This window comes from Aedoeadaptatus acetigenes, assembly GCF_025566985.1.
GTDB classification, from domain to species: Bacteria; Bacillota; Clostridia; order Tissierellales; family Peptoniphilaceae; genus Aedoeadaptatus; species Aedoeadaptatus acetigenes.
The window spans coordinates 87,733-102,548 of sequence record NZ_JAOQJD010000005.1; the positions used below are offsets into that span (position 1 = coordinate 87,733).

Below are 14,816 nucleotides of genomic sequence, written 5' to 3' on the forward strand. Positions count from 1 at the left end.
ATTAGTATAACACAAAGGAGATCAAAATGTATTACGAACACGTGGAACCCACCACAACCGGTGAAAGGTTGGAAGGGAAATTGGCGGAGTTAAACCGTTGCGATATCGATATCCGCATCGGTGAAGCAGCCAAGGAGAAGAAGCCCCGGCTTTTAGCCGAGATTCAGGAGTTGTGCCGGCAGTTAATGAATGAGGAGGGCGAGAAATGAAGTTGTATGACATTGCCGAGATTTACGAGAATCTCGAGAACATCGACGACGATGTGGCCGTTTCGGCGGCCATGGATTCCGTGGATGCAGCCCTGGAAGAAAAGTTGGAATCGACGGCGAAGGTGATTCGCAATCTGGAAGCGGAGGCGGAGGCGCTGGAAGCGGAGGAAAAGCGGCTCAAGGCGCGGAAGATGGCAGTGAAGAACCGCATCGCGGATATTAAGGGCTATGTGCAACAGAATCTGGAAGCCATGGGCAAGGACAAGGTCACTTCGGGGATCTTTAAGTGGAGCATCCAGGCCAATGCGCCGAGTGTGAACATTCTCGATGAAGATCTTATTCCCGATGCTTACTGGAAGATCGAACGAAAGCCCATGAAGACGGAGATCAAGAAGGCTATTGAGGCCGGAGAGCTGACGGAAGGCGCAGAACTCGTGCGAACGAAGTCGCTGCGGTTGAGATAGGAGGCGAAGATGGATCGCTATCTCGACCGGGAAGCGACGGAGGCGTTCATTGCGGCGCATTTCCGGACGAAAAAAGATTTTGTTTGTGCATGGGGCGTCAGTTATTCTCATTTCCTCAAAATGATGGAAGGGCGGGGCATCTGTGGCGCTAAGTCACTTGAAAAGCTATCGACCATCGCTGATCGTTACGGCGAGGATTTAGAACTGTTCCTGGAGCCGATTCCGATCCTTATGAAGGATATGGAGGTACGAGAAATCATCGTAAAGGACGCAAACGGCCTTTTGATCGCATCAATCGATTCGAATGGCAATGTTTGTTGTGAAGGTTATGTAGTTGAGTACATCCTAAAAGATGAACTAGTCTAAGTTATTTTTTGAGGATTTATCAGGGTTCGATACCGGCGTTTTGATGCCGTTAATCGTTCTGACATGGTACCCGGGATAGTTACCGGCATTTATGGATGTTACAAATTGTTTTCGTGTCATGTATCGGCCGGTGGTCGTGTCTTTAAAATGTGTGTTTCTGCCTGTTTTAGATTCACGCGTCACTTTGATTCGTCCCAATAAAGTTTCTCCTTTCTTCTTCGATGAGTAAACAGGAGGATGTACTCTTAAATAGTTTACTACAAATTACTACAAAAGCAACTATATATAGTAGTTATGGAAAAATACTCACTATATGTAGTACCAAATAGGAGGTCTTCTATGGATTTAAAATTGGATCGCAAGATTAAAATCGCCGCTTTACAGACGTTCTTTGAGGAGGATGCGAATTTAAGCAAGCTTTTCACGCATCGTTTGGCGGCCTATGTCTACGACAATTGGGAGCTGTTGGATCGGGTTATCGCCGGGAAGGTGGAAAATTTAAGTGAGGAGGTTCGCTATGTCGAATGTGAATGAAGTACAAGTGCAAGAAGTAAACGTCCTGTCTTTGATCGAATCGACGAATTTGCAGTCGATTCAAGGAAGTATTCAAAAGATTAAGCAGTTTCAGACGTTGGTGCAAAGTCAATTTACACAAAATCACGACTTCGGCGTGATCCCCGGCACGGGGAAGCCGACGCTTTTAAAGCCCGGCGCGGAAAAGCTGATTATGCTCTTGGGACTGACCAGTGAATTTGAAATTCTGGATTCAACACGGGATTTCGATACGGGCTTCTTCCAGTACCAGGTAGCATGCCGGCTGAAGAAGAACGGCGAGGTCATGACGGAAGGCTTCGGCAGCTGCAATACCCGCGAACGAAAATACATTAAGCAGGATCCTTACACCATGGACAACACGGTGCTGAAGATGGCGAAGAAGCGGGCCATGGTGGATGCAGCATTATTGGTAGGCTCTCTAAGCGATGTCTTTACCCAAGACATTGAGGACATGGACTTAGCCGGCAATCAGGCTTCGGCCTATCAACGGACCTACACGGATCGCGACGGCACGATTTCCCAAGCGCAGGCGAAGCGACTCTATGCCATTGCCAAGGGTGATGCTGAGTTGTGCAAGTCGGTAATGAGTAAGTACGGCTACGGCCACAGTGACGAGATTAAGAAGACGGACTACGAAAAGATTTGTCAGGAAGTCGAGGCAGAAGCAGCCAATAAATAATCGGTGAGGGGCATGTGCCCCTTACCATGCCTTTTGTACGCATATCTAGCGCCGATTCGGTTCTTGGTATGCCTACAGTGATGGAGGTAGTATGGCAACAACACAATATTTCCCGCATTATTCCAATGCCAGGAACGACGAAAAGATCCTCGCATTGCGCATGAAGTATGGGATGGAGGGCTACGGCGTTTTCTTTGCTATCCTCGAGCGACTCCTAGATAGTACAGACTACATGCTTTCCACAAATTATAATTTAATTGCTTTTGACTTCCGGGTGAGTAATGAGTTTATAAAATCGATCGTCGAAGATTTCGGTTTGTTTGAGTTTACGGAAGATCACGAATCTTTTTATTCGGTTCGCTTTTTGGAACACATGGAATATAAGGATGACGTCTCTAAAAAGCGCGCTGAAGCCGGCAGAAAAGGCGGGCTTAGCAAGGCGAAGAAGCAAGAGTCTAGCAATTGCTTAGCAAATGCTAAGCAAAGCTCTAGCATTAAACGAAACGAAACAAAACAAAACGAAACGAGACGAGACGAAACGAAACCAAACCCCGCGGCGGTTTCTTTTTTCGAGGCCGCGTGGCAGGCTTATCCCAACAAAAAAGGCAAGAGTGCCGTAACGAAAAAGGCCAAGGCGGCGATTCAGGACCTCGGGAAAGAGACTATTTTGCGTGCAGTAGAGAACTACAAGCAAGATGTGATGAATCAACGCGCCAATGGGTTTACGTCTCTGGCGTTTATGAACGGGTCGACGTTTTTTAACGGGCGTTATGAAGATTTTTTAGATGCGAGCAGCATCACGCCGTTGAATGGATCTCGCCCGGCATCGGGGACGGAGCGCACAAGGCAGGTACTGGAGGAGATGATGCAGGATGAATGCGAATAAAATACCGCAGGCTTATGCGAATTTGTTTATGGGCATCAAAGAGAGCTACCCGAAGTCCGGCCTTTTTGAAAATCGATTGGCCATTGAATTCTGGTTCAAGATGCTTGGAGACATTCCCATTGATGCCCTCACAAAGGCTGTGGCGAAGCACATCGCGACGAACAAATTTCCGCCGACCATTGCGGAAATTCGGGAACTCGCCACTGAAGAGGATGTGATGATTCGTGATTTTTCGTACGGCTATGGGCTGGTGCAGCGGGCAATATCACGTTTTGGAGGCTACCGGGAAGCGGAGGCCATCGCTTGGATTGAAGAGCGAGACCCGATTGCAGGGAAGGTGATTCGCCGCTTGGGCTTCCAAAGCTTTTGCTTGAGTGAAGATCCGAAGGCAGACCGAGCGAATTTTCGCATGGCCTATCAGAACACGAGCGCCATTGAACGCAGGGAAGCGCAATTGCCTGAGAATCTGCGAGGTCATGGGAGGGAACTGGAAAGTAAAAAAATGAAAATCGAAAATATGCTCGAGGAAGTGGCAAAACAAAGTCCATGGAGGTAGGGATGATTCAGGTACTGATGGTCCCTTACCGTAGCTTTAAGGAGCGAATGAGGCTCGTCGGCGAATTGCTCAAAGAGGGCTACCATGTGGAGGTGGAGGAAAATTATTTGTTTTGCATAAGGCATGTGGAAAGGAGCGTGTTTTGAGAGGCAAGGAAGGGAAGATTCAGAAGGAGATTGCCGATGCCATAAACGGCACAGGGCTGGGTCGCTGTTGGGTGGCGACCAGCGGGCTTTTAAAGAGTCCGGACGGGAAGCGCTTTGTGCGGGCGTTGCCGGAGGGTTTTCCGGATCTCTTCGGTTATAGAAAGGCGGACGGAAAGATGTTTTTCATCGAGGTGAAGACGGCATCGGGCGTGGTTTCTCAGTCGCAGATTGATTTTATGCGGTCGGAGGTATCGCCGAAGGTGCTTTATGGGATCGCCCGGAGCATTGACGATGCTTTCGGGATTCTCGGATATGAGCAGGGGAAACTGTTGTAGTTAACGTTTGTTAATGTTTTTTTGAGGGTTTGAAGGAACGGAGAAGATGATTTTAGATGCTTGTTGCGGGAGTCAGATGTTTTATTTTGACAAGAGCAGAGATGATGTTGTCACCATGGATATACGAAAAGAAAAGTTTGAAATCCATGGAAAGAAAGTAGATGTTAATCCGGATATAGTCGGTGATTTTCGAGACATGCCATTCGATGACGAAACTTTTCATCACGTGATATTTGATCCGCCACATTTGAAATCTCCAGGCAACTCTATCATGCGAGCACAATATGGCGGACTAGATAAAAATACATGGCAAGATGACATAGCACAAGGTTTTTCTGAGTGTTGGCGGGTTTTAAAGCAAAACGGAACTCTAGTGTTTAAATGGTCTGATCATGATATTAGCGTAAATAACGTTTTAAAACTTTTTAACGAGACACCAATTTATGGTCATAGACGAGGAAAGACAGTATGGACTGTTTTTGTTAAGCAGGGAGAAAGATGAAGGCAGAAAATCAAAGCAGAAAAAGGCGCGTCAAGTATAAGACATACCGCTTTAAGGGAGTTGTCGAAATATTTGTACAAAAAATGAACGTCGACGGAATAGAATTTGACGTAAACATCAATGCTTCGGCGTACAAAATCGCGCGAAGGCGACTTGATATGGTTGTTTTAGGCTACAGACCGGACCCGAGCAAAGAGCACTTTGTTTATTATTTTGATATTGACGGCGAGGAGGTAAGCGACGATGAACGAGTTGATTAAGAAAGTGGAAGCGTGGGGCGAAGAAAAAGGGATTGTGGATCCGTCTAATGCCGACAAACAGTTCGCGAAATTCAAGGAAGATGTCATCTGGATTGAGGCGATGTTGGATGTTGAAGTAACGAATTACGCTTCATACGGAGATTACGTGCTCTGCGATAAGACAAAGGTGAAATTTGGCGATGCGTTGGTGACATTGGTTATTTTGGCCAAACAATTGGGGATGGATTTGGAAGAGTGTTTATCTACTGCCTACAAAAAAATAAGGACAGCAAGGGCAAGATAATTGACGGCGTTTTTATAAGAGAGGAGGATTTGGAAGTACGTGGTGCGGTGATGAAAGTTTTTGTGGTGATAGATGGAGAAGAGACTGGAAAGGAATCAATTGTCGGAGTTTTCGAATCATTAGAGAGGGCAAATGCTGCATTCGCTGATTATATACTAAGCACAAAAGTGGGCACAAAATATTCTTGTTGTGTGGATATTGCAGAATTTGAGGTGGAAAAATGAAACTATTCAGCACAATACTAGCCGATTTTACAGAAGAAATTGGCAAGATGTGAAAGATGGAATCAAAGAGAGTATGATAAATCAGTTTGAAGAAATGTGGACGCAGTATTATGTATGGGATAGCGAACAGATCGAGGATATGTTAGCGAGCAAACTAGATGACTTTATTGCCGATCAATTTAGAGAACTCTTTAGTAGAAAAGACATGAAGAAACTTTTTATGCAAGAAATGATGAAGCAGATTAGCGGCAGTGGGAAATAAATTGAGAATTTCGAAAGGAAACACGAACAATGAAAGAAAAAGAAGACATAAAAAGCACGAGAAACTGTTTATGGTGAGGAATAGATAAAAGGAGTGGGAATAGTGAGAGCGTGGATATTAAGTTCAGACGAAAGTCCAGAACCTTATATTAGTCTTGTATGGGCTGAATCAAGAGGCAAAGCCAAGCAAATGGCAAATTGTTGGAGTCCTTATATGTATCAATGGGACCTAGAAGTAGAAAACTTTACAAGCATAAATGCAATTAGAGCCAAGAGTTTAGATAACTGTGAGGATTTATCAGAAAAAGAGATTTGCTTGCGACTTATGAAAGACTACGAGTGTATTTTTTATGTAGATGATGAAATTTATAACGAAGATAACATTGAAGCGTTTGAAAAACTTTTTGAAGCGGAAAGGATAAAAAATGACAACGAATGAACTTATAAAACTAATAGAAGAACTTGGACTTACGCCGGACTTTGATCATGTTTTATACTGCGATGGAGAGGAACGCGATGTGTTATCGGTTTTTAACAGGGAGGGCACGGTGGCAAATGTATACGTTAATATGGTCGGCTTATGGTATTGCCACGAATCGTATTTTGATAAGTTGGAGCCACATAAGCGCCACAAACTTTTAGATGCAATTATAGAGTATTCTTATACGCCTGTTATTGATCGCGAGGAGGAAAAACGATATATTTTCCCGCTTCCGGGGTTAATTACCACAGACGGGGAGCAGCAGTATTTGACGCAAAAAGGGGGACATTGGTTTGCGTGCCGGCGAAAGAAGGATTTGCGGCAGACATGGAAAGAGAAGCATATCAAGTACGTGCCAGAGGTGTACCGTGATTTTAAGGTGGAGTTGAAAAAATGAATGTGGTGGTTTTATACGGACGTCTGACCCGCGATCCGGAGCTGAAGTATAGCCAAGGCGGCGTAGCGAATTGCTTCGCCACGGTTGCCGTGGATCGGGGGATGACGAAAGAGAAGCGGCAGGAAGCGGAAGCAGCGGGCAGACCCACCGCTGATTTTATCAGCATCAAGGCGTTCGGTAAGACCGCCGAGCTGTTGGCCAATTACTTTCGCAAAGGCAATAGAGTGGCCCTTGAAGGACGGATACAGACAGGAAGCTACGAGAAGAACGACGAACGGGTGTATACCACCGATGTCATTGTGAACCGGCTGCACTTCGTAGAAAGCGCGAAAGAAAATGGCGGCGGAAATATCGGAAGCTTCGCACCGATGAATGGACAGGCGGGCTATTATGAGGTGAACGAAAAGGATGTGCCGTTTTAGATCATTGTTTTGCAGGTATTGACCTCTGAGGTAGAATAAGAGATAATAAAAAGAACTAATGTTCTGATTAAATTATTTTACACGGAGGTTCCGGCATGAATTATGGCGAAAAGACGTTTATCCAAGAAGTGTATGATCGAGGTTATGCGACGAAGACAGCGGCCAGAGAGTATGCGAAAGAAAACAAAAAGCATTTTTACACAGAGCAGGATCTTTTGAACGTACATGAACGGTATTGGTCCATTCGGACAAAACGGATGGATGAGGCACGCTTATGGGCGGACAAGTTGCTCCGGGAGGAAGACGGAGAGGATTAACAAAGCATAAGGAAGGAGCTGGCATGGACGCTGAAACGCTAAAGGAGTACCGGTATTTAAAACGTGAAATCAAGAGTCTGCAAAAGCGGATCGACCATCTGAATTCGACGTTGACGGATCGTGTGCGTGCGTCCAACAGCGAGTTTCCGTATCAAGAGATACATATTCAGATTGAGGGGGAAGACCCGAGGAAAAGCAACTTGGAGCTAATTCTACAGGAGCGACTGGATGCGTGTGTCGATAAGGTCATTGAGATCGAGCGATTCATTTCATCCATCGAAGACAGTCGAACCCGGATGATTTTTCAAAGGCGCTATGTCGACGGGTGGAGCTGGCAGAAGATTAGTATGAGCATGGGAAGTGGTGGTGAAGCATACGCTAGAATGGTTCACAATAGATTTTTAATGAGGAAAGAGTAACTTTAACTTTTAGTACAAGACTATTGTGTTATAATTATCCTAGGAGGAGATAGTTATGACCTGTGTAGATATAATAGATGGAGTATACTCTGCTAATGATATTGCCAATTGGTTTTTAAACTATAATTTTCAATTGCGAGAATTTGAAGATGAAGATACAGACAATATTAGTAATTTAAAATTACAAAAGTTGTTATATTATGCACAAGGTACTTTTTTGGCTATTCACAATCAAAAATTATTTAACGACCCTATAGTGGCCTGGAAGCATGGGCCGGTCGTAGAGAGCGTATACCAAAATTTCAAATCTTATGGTGCTTCAGGAATCGATCAATTTCAAGAAGTTAAGTTGGATGATGAGACTGTAGATCTTTTGATCGAAGTCTACGACGTGTTCGGGAAATATTCCGCTTGGGGTTTAAGAGAGATGACGCATCAAGAGGACCCTTGGAAGAATACGAATCAAAGTGATGTTATTGATCCTCGTCTAATAAAAAAATACTTTGAGGAACATTATGTCTCGTAAGAAGAGGGTTTCAAAAAAGCCAGATAACATCAAAATAAAAGAGCCGGATAAGCCACTTCATTATCCGGTTCTTTGTTTTAAGCATTTAACTAAAAATAAGAAATTTAATATTAAGTACTTTAGGGATGACAAAGAGAAATTAAAAGCTTACGGCTCCTTTTTTTATCTTGTAGGTAGTATTCAGGAAACTGATTGGCTGACTTTGTATCAGAAATCAAAAGCATCAGGATTGGAAACCATTCCGAGTAATCAAATTAATTTTAAACCTTATAATTACAAACTAACACCTGACGAGAAAGTAATTGTATTCAGATTTTATCATGGAAAATACAGATTGATTGGTGTGAAATCGGCAAAAAATAAGGACGTGTTACATGTATTAGGATTTGATTTTGATCATTCGGCATACGATCATGGTAAATAGTGGTGCGTTTTGTGCGATTTTGCCGTGGCATAATGATAGTGTGGATAACTAGAGAGATCTCCGGAGGGAGGTTTCTTTTTTTATGTCCTGAGGTAGCTCGGTGGGGCCTTCTTGAATGAATCGTAAGCATGGACTGTTTCGAACGGATGGTACATTTTGATCTCCTATTTCCTCGAACCGAGCGGGGCGCGAAGCACGGCACTTTGATCGCGCGGGGCGGGTTTCAGCCGTGATACATAAGATAAAAGCTATTTACAGTATTGACAGAAAGCATAGAAAATAATCAATTGATAGGACTTTAAAGAGGTGGGGTGATGTCGAGCCGTAAGTTGGATTATTGTGGCGCAAAGACGCGCGCAGGGACAGCGTGCAAAAAAACAGCCGGCTGGGGAACGGATCATGTGGGAACCGGCCGATGCAAATTACATGGCGGAAAGAGCACCGGGCCAAAGCCGGAAAACATGCGCGGCAATAAGAATGCAGAGAAGCACGGTCTCTTTAGTAAATACTTGCCGGAGGAAACACAGGCGCTTTTGGATGCCATCGAATCATTAAGTCCACTGGATATCCTATGGGAGAACATCAAAATTCAGTATGCAGCAATTATTCGGGCACAGACGATCATGGAGGTAAAAAACCGTGAAGACCTAGTGCGATTAGAAAAAAAGAAAAGCGAAGGGGAATTCGGTGATGCCGTCGAGTACGAATATCACACGGCTTGGGATCGCTACGAACGCTTCTTAACATCACAAGCGAGGGCGATGACGAATCTAACAAATATGATTGTGAAGTATGAAGCGCAATGCAATCAAGGATTGGCGACAGAAGAGCAGATGCTTCGGATCGATAAGCTAAAGACTGAAATCGATAAACTGAAAGGAATTTCAGAAGAGATTGAAGACTTAGATGAAATTAAGGAATTGGTTTATGAAGAAAAAGACGATTCCATTTAATTTTAGCGACAAACACGTCAACTATATTCGTAGATGCAAAGAGAACATGTACAACGTGGCGGAAGGTGCTGTTCGTGCGGGTAAAACCGTAGATAATATCTTCGCTTTCGCTATGGAATTGATGACCGTACCCGATAGGATCCATCTCGCAACTGGTTCAACAGTCGCAAATGCAAAATTAAATATCGGTGATGCGAACGGCTTCGGCCTTGAATATATTTTTCGAGGACAATGTCGTTGGAGCAAATATAAAGATAATGAGGCCTTGATTATAAAAGGGCCTCATACTCGTTTTAAAGAGAAAATCGTTATATTTGCAGGCGGCGCGAAAGCCGACAGTTATAAGAAAATACGTGGTAACTCTTATGGAATGTGGATTGCAACAGAGATCAATTTACATCACGACAACACAATCAAAGAAGCATTCAACCGAACAGCAGCAGCGAAGGTAAGAAAATTCTTTTGGGATTTAAACCCTTCGCACCCGAAACATAAGATTTATGTTGATTACATCGATAAGTATCGCGATATGGGCGACGAATTGATTGGCGGATATAACTACGAGCATTTCACCATTGACGATAACATTAATCTTCCGAAAGAACGTATTTTAGAAATCAAAAGCCAATATGATCCTAATACGGTTTGGTATCATCGAGACATTCTAGGTCGCCGAATGGTAGCAGAAGGTTTGATCTATCGGAATTTTGCCAACAATCCAAAGAAATATGTCTTAGAAAAAATCTCAGAACCGTTGATTATTCAAATCGGCTTAGACTTTGGGGGATCCGGTTCAAAGCATGCTTTCGTAGCTAGTGGAATAAGTCGTGATTTGAAACGGTTGTACGCACTGGCAAGTAAGAGAACAGAACCTGAAGATCCTGAAACGCTTTATAGAGATTATCTGGAGTTTGAGCGGTTTGTTTCAATGAAATACGGACCAATTGCAGCGTGTCATGTAGATTCTGCCGAGCAGGTTTTGAGGCGAGGTATCCAGACAAAAACCGTTATTCCGATTAAAAACTCAATAAAAAATGAAATCAACGACCGAATTCGAGTGACGGACCAACTTATGAATTCAGGTCGTTTTTATATGACGAAAGATTGTGAGAGTTTGTCTGAAGCATTATCTATGGCAGTTTGGGATCCAGATAAACCAACTGATTTTATTCGATTGGATGACGGAACATCCGATATAGATACATTGGACGCGTTCGAATATTCGTGGGAAAAGTACATTAAAGCATTGAATATATTGTAGGAGGTGAGATCGTGTTACAAGATGAGATTCGGCAACGCCTTGGAATCAATAAATCAAGCAATCAAAACGACTTTATGTTGTGGATGGATTGCTACCACGGTGAATACCCATGGCTTGGTGGTGATAACTTAGAAAGTTTAGGTTTAGCTGCGAGCATTTCGTCCGAGTTTGCAAGGCTTGCGACCATTGAGTTGGAAAGTGAAATTGTAAATGACGAAGAATTAAATAAAATTTATCAAGAAGTCATTGACCATTGTAGGAACTTTACAGAATATGCCATGGCGTTTGGCGGTTTGATTATAAAGCCGTATCCAGTAGGCGATGAGATTAGGTTTGATTTCGCCACGCCTGATCGTTATGTCATTAAAGATATTAACAGCCACGTTATTTTCATCGATCGAATAATCAAGTTTGAAGACGACAAAGATGTTTATTACACGCGACTTGAAGAACACATGAAAGACGGACATTGGATCGTGACGAATTCATTCTATCGTTCTGAAAATTATTCAACATTAGGCGAATTATGCACTCAAGACGGCATTGCCGAGTGGGCAGGAATTGTTCCTGAATCAGTTATTGAGTATGACCGACCGTTATTTGCCTATTTAAAAAATCCACAAGCGAATAACTTAGATTGGCAGAATAAAGAAGGCGTTTCTTGTTTCGCCAGGGCATTGAGCTTGATTCAAGATGCGGATGAGCAATATCAACGTACCTTGTGGGAGTTTAGAGGTTCTGAACTTGCCATCGATGCGGATGTGACTGTTCTAACGCAAAGAGGAGAGCTACCACATGGGAAAGAAAGGTTATTTCGAAACCTTGGGATTGACCAGGAATCAGGATTTTATGAAGTGTTCAGTCCTGCGATTAGAGATTCTTCCTTGTTTAATGGTTTAAATAAAATTCTTCGCCGAATTGAATTCACTGTAGGACTTGCTTATGGAACATTATCCGAAGTGGATCAAGTGGATAAGACGGCAACAGAAGTGAAGGCAAGTAAGCAACGATCTTATGCCACTATCGTCGACATTCAAAAAGAAATTCAAAAAGCGTTAACTGAGACGGCCGAACTGATTTGCTTCTGGCTAAATAAACAAGAGCCCGACATTAGTTTTAGTTTTGATGATTCCTTGATCGTGGATAGCGAAACGGAACAGAAGATACGGATGCAAGAAGTAGCAGCCGGCTTGATAAAGCCTGAAAACTATTTGATGTGGCGGTATGGAATATCTGAAGAAGAAGCGAGGAAGATGCTTCCGAGCGTTGAAGAAACGGATGATGAAGATGACGAAACGGTGGAGTAACCTATGCTTAGCCCAGATTATTTTGTCGGAGCTGATAAACAGATTCAGAAGTATTTAGAACAACTTGAAGACGATGTGCTTCGGGATGTTGCGAGACATTTAAGAACTGCGACCGGGAGAAATCAAATGGAAGCAATGATTGATGTAGATTACAGCCTTAATGACATGACGAAGAAGGTTGCAAAGTTTTCAAATCAATCGGTCTCCGAAATTGAAAAGATCATGGAAGCGGCAGGTGTAAAATCATATGCCGATGACAAAAAGCTATACGCAAAAGGGGAAAAGCATCTTCCGGATTACCAAGACAATTTATCGGCCATGAAGTTCGTTGAGGCAATTAAAAGACAAAGTGGAAATGATTTAAAGAATATCACCAAAACTACCGGTTTCGCCGGGAAGGGGTTAACGCAGTTTTACCGGACAGAACTTTCTCAGGCAGTTTTAAATTTAAGATCCGGCGCCTTTTCTTCCGATCAAATTATTCGACAAATGGTCAATAAATGCGCCGACCGCGGCTTGGTAAGTGTAGACTATGCCTCGGGAAGAACAATGCGCATGGAAGCTGCTGTGCGAATGTGCGTGAATACAGGATTTAGACAATTAACAACTCAAATGGGGTTAATGAATGCAGAACTCGTCGGCCAAGATTTAATGGAAATATCCGCACACGCAGGAGCAAGGCCGACGCACCAAGAGTGGCAAGGACAGATTGTTTCTTTAAGCGGAAAACCTGATTATTTGTCATTGAATGATATTGGCTATGGTTCCGCCGACGGCTTTAGCGGCGTCAATTGTAGGCATAGCTGGTACCCATTCTTTGAGGGAATCTCTGAACCTGCATATAGTGATTTCGAAGAGCCGCAACCGTTTGAGTATAAAGGGAAAAAATACACTGCGTACGAAGCCGCTCAACGCATACGGCATCTGGAAAATTCCATCAAGAAAGAAAAACGAAAGATTACTATGTATGACGAACTCGGCGATGAAGATAGAGTAACGACGCACAAAGTGCGGGAGCAGCGATTGCGCCAAGAGCGGGATAAATTCAGCAATCATGCGAAGGTGTACAGGACAAAAAAAGATGGGTATAATAGGAATGATAGAAACATTTCCGGCGCAATATCGGATGAGCACTCTCAAGAGGCAAGAAAGCACGCTAAGCTCTATTACAATGAGATTCGAGGACAAACCACCGATATAGCAAGAATTGCATCGAATACCGGTTATGACGAATCTATTATAAAGGAGATAAAAGAGTATCTTTTCATCGATAAACACCAGTTGATTGACGGCTATCGTAGATTCGATCCGGACTTCGCTATTGCTCAAAGCTGGCAACGATTAGCTCAGAATGACATTAAAAAACATGATTTGACATTGTTAAAACACGAAATCCACGAACGAAGGCTGATAGCTAGAGGAATGACGCAAGACGAAGCGCACAAAGAAACATCGAAGTTATACAACTATAAGAAAGAGGCGGGTGAGTATTATGCTAAACTTAAGAAGCGTAAGAAAAGAAAATAATATCATTTCTGCGGACTATTACCCTGAAGATTGGGGTGAGTTTGGCACCGTTTCTGTCAATTGTAACGACTTTGATGACTATGAAATCAATCTTAGTCCGAAGGATAAAAGGGAATATAGTGGCTATCCATATGCAATTAACGCATTAAATGCTCTTAGAGACATGGCAGAAGGTGAACGTGAGATTAAAGACTGCGTAGTGATGTGGTATTAGATGATTGAAGACTTTAAGATAATTTACACCATCCTATCGACGCTCCAAAGCTCTCTAGATTATCCGAAGGTTGATGTCGAACGCTTAAGCGCAGAATATTTGGAAATCAATAAGCACCGGCGCGATCATCTATTAGAAATGCTCGTAGATGCAGGATATATTAAAGGAGTTCAGGTGCGGCGCTACGAAGACGGAAGCTATCTTTTAATGTTGAAAGATGTTCAAATTACCCTGAAAGGCTTAGAGTACTTAGAGGAAAACTCTATTCTAAGGCGCGTTCAACGTGAGTTAAAGGGAATCAAAGAAACAATTCCGGGGTTATAAAACAGAGCTCTTGTTCAAACGAAATAGGAGCTTTTTTAGTGCAAAAATATGAAGCTAACAATAAAACACTATCCAAAGTTGGAGCGGCCTTGGTTATTAAAGCGTGAGCATGGAGATTACGATCAACATGCTCATTTTTATACCGAGAAAGAAGCGAAATGCTGTCGTCGATTGATCGATCAAGGTCGTTATCCTTATGAGAAAAAATATAAAATCGCGATGAAGCGACTTTTATCAGAAGAAGAATTTAAAGCGTTGCGTAAAAAGCAACGCTATTTTAATAGTCAAAAAGGAGTCCGTAGGTCCTGAGTAAGACGTTAAACTGCTCCATGTTTTGGTCTCCTTTCGATCATGGCGGCGAAAAGCCGCCAATATAGAAGTGTAGCTTAGTTAGGCAAAGCATCGGTCTCCAAAACCGAAGATCGAAGGTTCAAATCCTTCCACTTCTGCCAGATTGGCGAATCTAAAACGCAAACACAAGACAGAGCGACGTCTCAAAAAGCTAAGTGTAGGAGGAA

At 43.1% G+C, this 14,816-nt stretch carries 27 protein-coding genes and 1 tRNA gene; all 28 read left to right on the forward strand.

From position 1 onward, the window contains the following. Positions 1 to 26 precede the first annotated feature (26 nt). The 28 genes from OCV31_RS03880 to OCV31_RS04015 all read left to right on the forward strand — a co-directional run bounded on the left by OCV31_RS03880 (position 27) and on the right by OCV31_RS04015 (position 14,750). Positions 27 to 209, forward strand: a complete 183-nt coding sequence (locus tag OCV31_RS03880; protein WP_148472794.1) for a hypothetical protein — start codon at positions 27 to 29, stop codon at positions 207 to 209. Next, on the forward strand, positions 206 to 673 hold the full coding sequence (locus OCV31_RS03885; RefSeq protein WP_148472796.1) for a siphovirus Gp157 family protein: 468 nt from the start codon (positions 206 to 208) through the stop codon (positions 671 to 673). Before OCV31_RS03880 ends, OCV31_RS03885 begins: the two co-directional genes overlap by 4 nt. Before the next feature lie 9 nt (positions 674 to 682). Beyond that, entirely contained in the window at positions 683 to 1,039 is a 357-nt protein-coding gene (locus OCV31_RS03890) for a hypothetical protein (protein WP_148472798.1), read from the forward strand. Positions 1,040 to 1,378: 339 nt separating this feature from the next. Then, positions 1,379 to 1,573 carry a hypothetical protein gene (locus OCV31_RS03895; RefSeq protein WP_148472802.1) on the forward strand — a complete coding sequence of 65 codons (195 nt, stop codon included), beginning with the start codon at positions 1,379 to 1,381 and terminating at the stop codon, positions 1,571 to 1,573. Then, positions 1,557 to 2,273, forward strand: a complete 717-nt coding sequence (locus tag OCV31_RS03900; protein ID WP_267303794.1) for a hypothetical protein — start codon at positions 1,557 to 1,559, stop codon at positions 2,271 to 2,273. Before OCV31_RS03895 ends, OCV31_RS03900 begins: the two co-directional genes overlap by 17 nt. A 91-nt stretch (positions 2,274 to 2,364) precedes the next feature. Then, positions 2,365 to 3,159, forward strand: a complete 795-nt coding sequence (locus OCV31_RS03905; RefSeq protein WP_148472805.1) for a DUF4373 domain-containing protein — start codon at positions 2,365 to 2,367, stop codon at positions 3,157 to 3,159. Further along, positions 3,146 to 3,715, forward strand: coding sequence for a replicative helicase loader/inhibitor (locus OCV31_RS03910; RefSeq protein ID WP_148472807.1), 570 nt, complete (start codon positions 3,146 to 3,148; stop codon positions 3,713 to 3,715). Before OCV31_RS03905 ends, OCV31_RS03910 begins: the two co-directional genes overlap by 14 nt. A gap of 142 nt (positions 3,716 to 3,857) precedes the next feature. Continuing rightward, complete coding sequence (locus OCV31_RS03915; RefSeq protein WP_148472809.1) at positions 3,858 to 4,196, forward strand: VRR-NUC domain-containing protein; 339 nt, start codon at positions 3,858 to 3,860, stop codon at positions 4,194 to 4,196. A gap of 46 nt (positions 4,197 to 4,242) precedes the next feature. After that, the gene (locus OCV31_RS03920) at positions 4,243 to 4,698 is read left to right on the forward strand and encodes a class I SAM-dependent methyltransferase (RefSeq protein WP_148472811.1); all 456 of its coding nucleotides are present in this window, start codon (positions 4,243 to 4,245) and stop codon (positions 4,696 to 4,698) included. Then, a complete protein-coding gene (locus OCV31_RS03925; protein WP_148472813.1) occupies positions 4,695 to 4,958 on the forward strand; it encodes a hypothetical protein in 264 nt (87 codons plus the stop codon). Before OCV31_RS03920 ends, OCV31_RS03925 begins: the two co-directional genes overlap by 4 nt. Next, positions 4,942 to 5,241: a nucleoside triphosphate pyrophosphohydrolase family protein gene (locus tag OCV31_RS03930; RefSeq protein ID WP_267303795.1), complete on the forward strand. Its 300-nt coding sequence runs from the start codon at positions 4,942 to 4,944 to the stop codon at positions 5,239 to 5,241. The genes OCV31_RS03925 and OCV31_RS03930 overlap by 17 nt, the downstream gene beginning before the upstream one ends. Before the next feature lie 29 nt (positions 5,242 to 5,270). Then, positions 5,271 to 5,465 carry a DUF7336 domain-containing protein gene (locus OCV31_RS03935; protein WP_267303796.1) on the forward strand — a complete coding sequence of 65 codons (195 nt, stop codon included), beginning with the start codon at positions 5,271 to 5,273 and terminating at the stop codon, positions 5,463 to 5,465. Positions 5,466 to 5,514: 49 nt separating this feature from the next. Further along, a complete protein-coding gene (locus OCV31_RS03940; RefSeq protein WP_148472815.1) occupies positions 5,515 to 5,727 on the forward strand; it encodes a hypothetical protein in 213 nt (70 codons plus the stop codon). A 102-nt stretch (positions 5,728 to 5,829) separates the two neighbouring features. Next, positions 5,830 to 6,165 carry a hypothetical protein gene (locus OCV31_RS03945; protein WP_148472818.1) on the forward strand — a complete coding sequence of 112 codons (336 nt, stop codon included), beginning with the start codon at positions 5,830 to 5,832 and terminating at the stop codon, positions 6,163 to 6,165. Beyond that, positions 6,152 to 6,604, forward strand: a complete 453-nt coding sequence (locus tag OCV31_RS03950) for a hypothetical protein (protein ID WP_148472820.1) — start codon at positions 6,152 to 6,154, stop codon at positions 6,602 to 6,604. The genes OCV31_RS03945 and OCV31_RS03950 overlap by 14 nt, the downstream gene beginning before the upstream one ends. After that, positions 6,601 to 7,026, forward strand: coding sequence for a single-stranded DNA-binding protein (locus OCV31_RS03955; RefSeq protein ID WP_148472821.1), 426 nt, complete (start codon positions 6,601 to 6,603; stop codon positions 7,024 to 7,026). The genes OCV31_RS03950 and OCV31_RS03955 overlap by 4 nt, the downstream gene beginning before the upstream one ends. Positions 7,027 to 7,121: 95 nt before the next feature. Further along, positions 7,122 to 7,343: a hypothetical protein gene (locus tag OCV31_RS03960; protein ID WP_148472823.1), complete on the forward strand. Its 222-nt coding sequence runs from the start codon at positions 7,122 to 7,124 to the stop codon at positions 7,341 to 7,343. 23 nt (positions 7,344 to 7,366) lie between these two features. Further along, a complete protein-coding gene (locus OCV31_RS03965) occupies positions 7,367 to 7,762 on the forward strand; it encodes a hypothetical protein (protein WP_148472825.1) in 396 nt (131 codons plus the stop codon). Positions 7,763 to 7,817: 55 nt separating this feature from the next. Further along, a complete protein-coding gene (locus OCV31_RS03970; RefSeq protein WP_148472827.1) occupies positions 7,818 to 8,288 on the forward strand; it encodes a Panacea domain-containing protein in 471 nt (156 codons plus the stop codon). Continuing rightward, positions 8,278 to 8,712, forward strand: a complete 435-nt coding sequence (locus OCV31_RS03975) for a hypothetical protein (RefSeq protein WP_148472829.1) — start codon at positions 8,278 to 8,280, stop codon at positions 8,710 to 8,712. The genes OCV31_RS03970 and OCV31_RS03975 overlap by 11 nt, the downstream gene beginning before the upstream one ends. A 314-nt stretch (positions 8,713 to 9,026) precedes the next feature. Next, positions 9,027 to 9,665, forward strand: coding sequence for an HGGxSTG domain-containing protein (locus OCV31_RS03980; RefSeq protein ID WP_148472831.1), 639 nt, complete (start codon positions 9,027 to 9,029; stop codon positions 9,663 to 9,665). Then, positions 9,640 to 10,926, forward strand: coding sequence for a terminase large subunit domain-containing protein (locus tag OCV31_RS03985; protein WP_267303797.1), 1,287 nt, complete (start codon positions 9,640 to 9,642; stop codon positions 10,924 to 10,926). The genes OCV31_RS03980 and OCV31_RS03985 overlap by 26 nt, the downstream gene beginning before the upstream one ends. Positions 10,927 to 10,937: 11 nt before the next feature. Continuing rightward, on the forward strand, positions 10,938 to 12,233 hold the full coding sequence (locus tag OCV31_RS03990) for a phage portal protein (protein WP_148472836.1): 1,296 nt from the start codon (positions 10,938 to 10,940) through the stop codon (positions 12,231 to 12,233). Positions 12,234 to 12,236: 3 nt separating this feature from the next. Further along, on the forward strand, positions 12,237 to 13,760 hold the full coding sequence (locus OCV31_RS03995; protein ID WP_148472838.1) for a phage minor capsid protein: 1,524 nt from the start codon (positions 12,237 to 12,239) through the stop codon (positions 13,758 to 13,760). Continuing rightward, positions 13,726 to 13,974 carry a hypothetical protein gene (locus tag OCV31_RS04000; protein ID WP_148472840.1) on the forward strand — a complete coding sequence of 83 codons (249 nt, stop codon included), beginning with the start codon at positions 13,726 to 13,728 and terminating at the stop codon, positions 13,972 to 13,974. The genes OCV31_RS03995 and OCV31_RS04000 overlap by 35 nt, the downstream gene beginning before the upstream one ends. Continuing rightward, a complete protein-coding gene (locus tag OCV31_RS04005; RefSeq protein WP_148472841.1) occupies positions 13,975 to 14,298 on the forward strand; it encodes a YjcQ family protein in 324 nt (107 codons plus the stop codon). It begins immediately after the preceding gene. A gap of 48 nt (positions 14,299 to 14,346) precedes the next feature. Then, positions 14,347 to 14,607, forward strand: coding sequence for a hypothetical protein (locus OCV31_RS04010; protein ID WP_148472843.1), 261 nt, complete (start codon positions 14,347 to 14,349; stop codon positions 14,605 to 14,607). A 66-nt stretch (positions 14,608 to 14,673) separates the two neighbouring features. After that, a tRNA-Trp gene (locus OCV31_RS04015) sits at positions 14,674 to 14,750 on the forward strand. Positions 14,751 to 14,816 lie beyond the last annotated feature (66 nt).

Coding starts and splice junctions, on each gene's coding strand:
- OCV31_RS03880 (WP_148472794.1), top strand. CDS start 27: ATGTATTACGAACACGTGGAACCCACCACAACCGGTGAAAGGTTGGAA.
- OCV31_RS03885 (WP_148472796.1), top strand. CDS start 206: ATGAAGTTGTATGACATTGCCGAGATTTACGAGAATCTCGAGAACATC.
- OCV31_RS03890 (WP_148472798.1), top strand. CDS start 683: ATGGATCGCTATCTCGACCGGGAAGCGACGGAGGCGTTCATTGCGGCG.
- OCV31_RS03895 (WP_148472802.1), top strand. CDS start 1,379: ATGGATTTAAAATTGGATCGCAAGATTAAAATCGCCGCTTTACAGACG.
- OCV31_RS03900 (WP_267303794.1), top strand. CDS start 1,557: ATGTCGAATGTGAATGAAGTACAAGTGCAAGAAGTAAACGTCCTGTCT.
- OCV31_RS03905 (WP_148472805.1), top strand. CDS start 2,365: ATGGCAACAACACAATATTTCCCGCATTATTCCAATGCCAGGAACGAC.
- OCV31_RS03910 (WP_148472807.1), top strand. CDS start 3,146: ATGAATGCGAATAAAATACCGCAGGCTTATGCGAATTTGTTTATGGGC.
- OCV31_RS03920 (WP_148472811.1), top strand. CDS start 4,243: ATGATTTTAGATGCTTGTTGCGGGAGTCAGATGTTTTATTTTGACAAG.
- OCV31_RS03925 (WP_148472813.1), top strand. CDS start 4,695: ATGAAGGCAGAAAATCAAAGCAGAAAAAGGCGCGTCAAGTATAAGACA.
- OCV31_RS03930 (WP_267303795.1), top strand. CDS start 4,942: ATGAACGAGTTGATTAAGAAAGTGGAAGCGTGGGGCGAAGAAAAAGGG.
- OCV31_RS03950 (WP_148472820.1), top strand. CDS start 6,152: ATGACAACGAATGAACTTATAAAACTAATAGAAGAACTTGGACTTACG.
- OCV31_RS03955 (WP_148472821.1), top strand. CDS start 6,601: ATGAATGTGGTGGTTTTATACGGACGTCTGACCCGCGATCCGGAGCTG.
- OCV31_RS03960 (WP_148472823.1), top strand. CDS start 7,122: ATGAATTATGGCGAAAAGACGTTTATCCAAGAAGTGTATGATCGAGGT.
- OCV31_RS03965 (WP_148472825.1), top strand. CDS start 7,367: ATGGACGCTGAAACGCTAAAGGAGTACCGGTATTTAAAACGTGAAATC.
- OCV31_RS03970 (WP_148472827.1), top strand. CDS start 7,818: ATGACCTGTGTAGATATAATAGATGGAGTATACTCTGCTAATGATATT.
- OCV31_RS03975 (WP_148472829.1), top strand. CDS start 8,278: ATGTCTCGTAAGAAGAGGGTTTCAAAAAAGCCAGATAACATCAAAATA.
- OCV31_RS03980 (WP_148472831.1), top strand. CDS start 9,027: ATGTCGAGCCGTAAGTTGGATTATTGTGGCGCAAAGACGCGCGCAGGG.
- OCV31_RS03985 (WP_267303797.1), top strand. CDS start 9,640: ATGAAGAAAAAGACGATTCCATTTAATTTTAGCGACAAACACGTCAAC.
- OCV31_RS03995 (WP_148472838.1), top strand. CDS start 12,237: ATGCTTAGCCCAGATTATTTTGTCGGAGCTGATAAACAGATTCAGAAG.
- OCV31_RS04000 (WP_148472840.1), top strand. CDS start 13,726: ATGCTAAACTTAAGAAGCGTAAGAAAAGAAAATAATATCATTTCTGCG.
- OCV31_RS04005 (WP_148472841.1), top strand. CDS start 13,975: ATGATTGAAGACTTTAAGATAATTTACACCATCCTATCGACGCTCCAA.
- OCV31_RS04010 (WP_148472843.1), top strand. CDS start 14,347: ATGAAGCTAACAATAAAACACTATCCAAAGTTGGAGCGGCCTTGGTTA.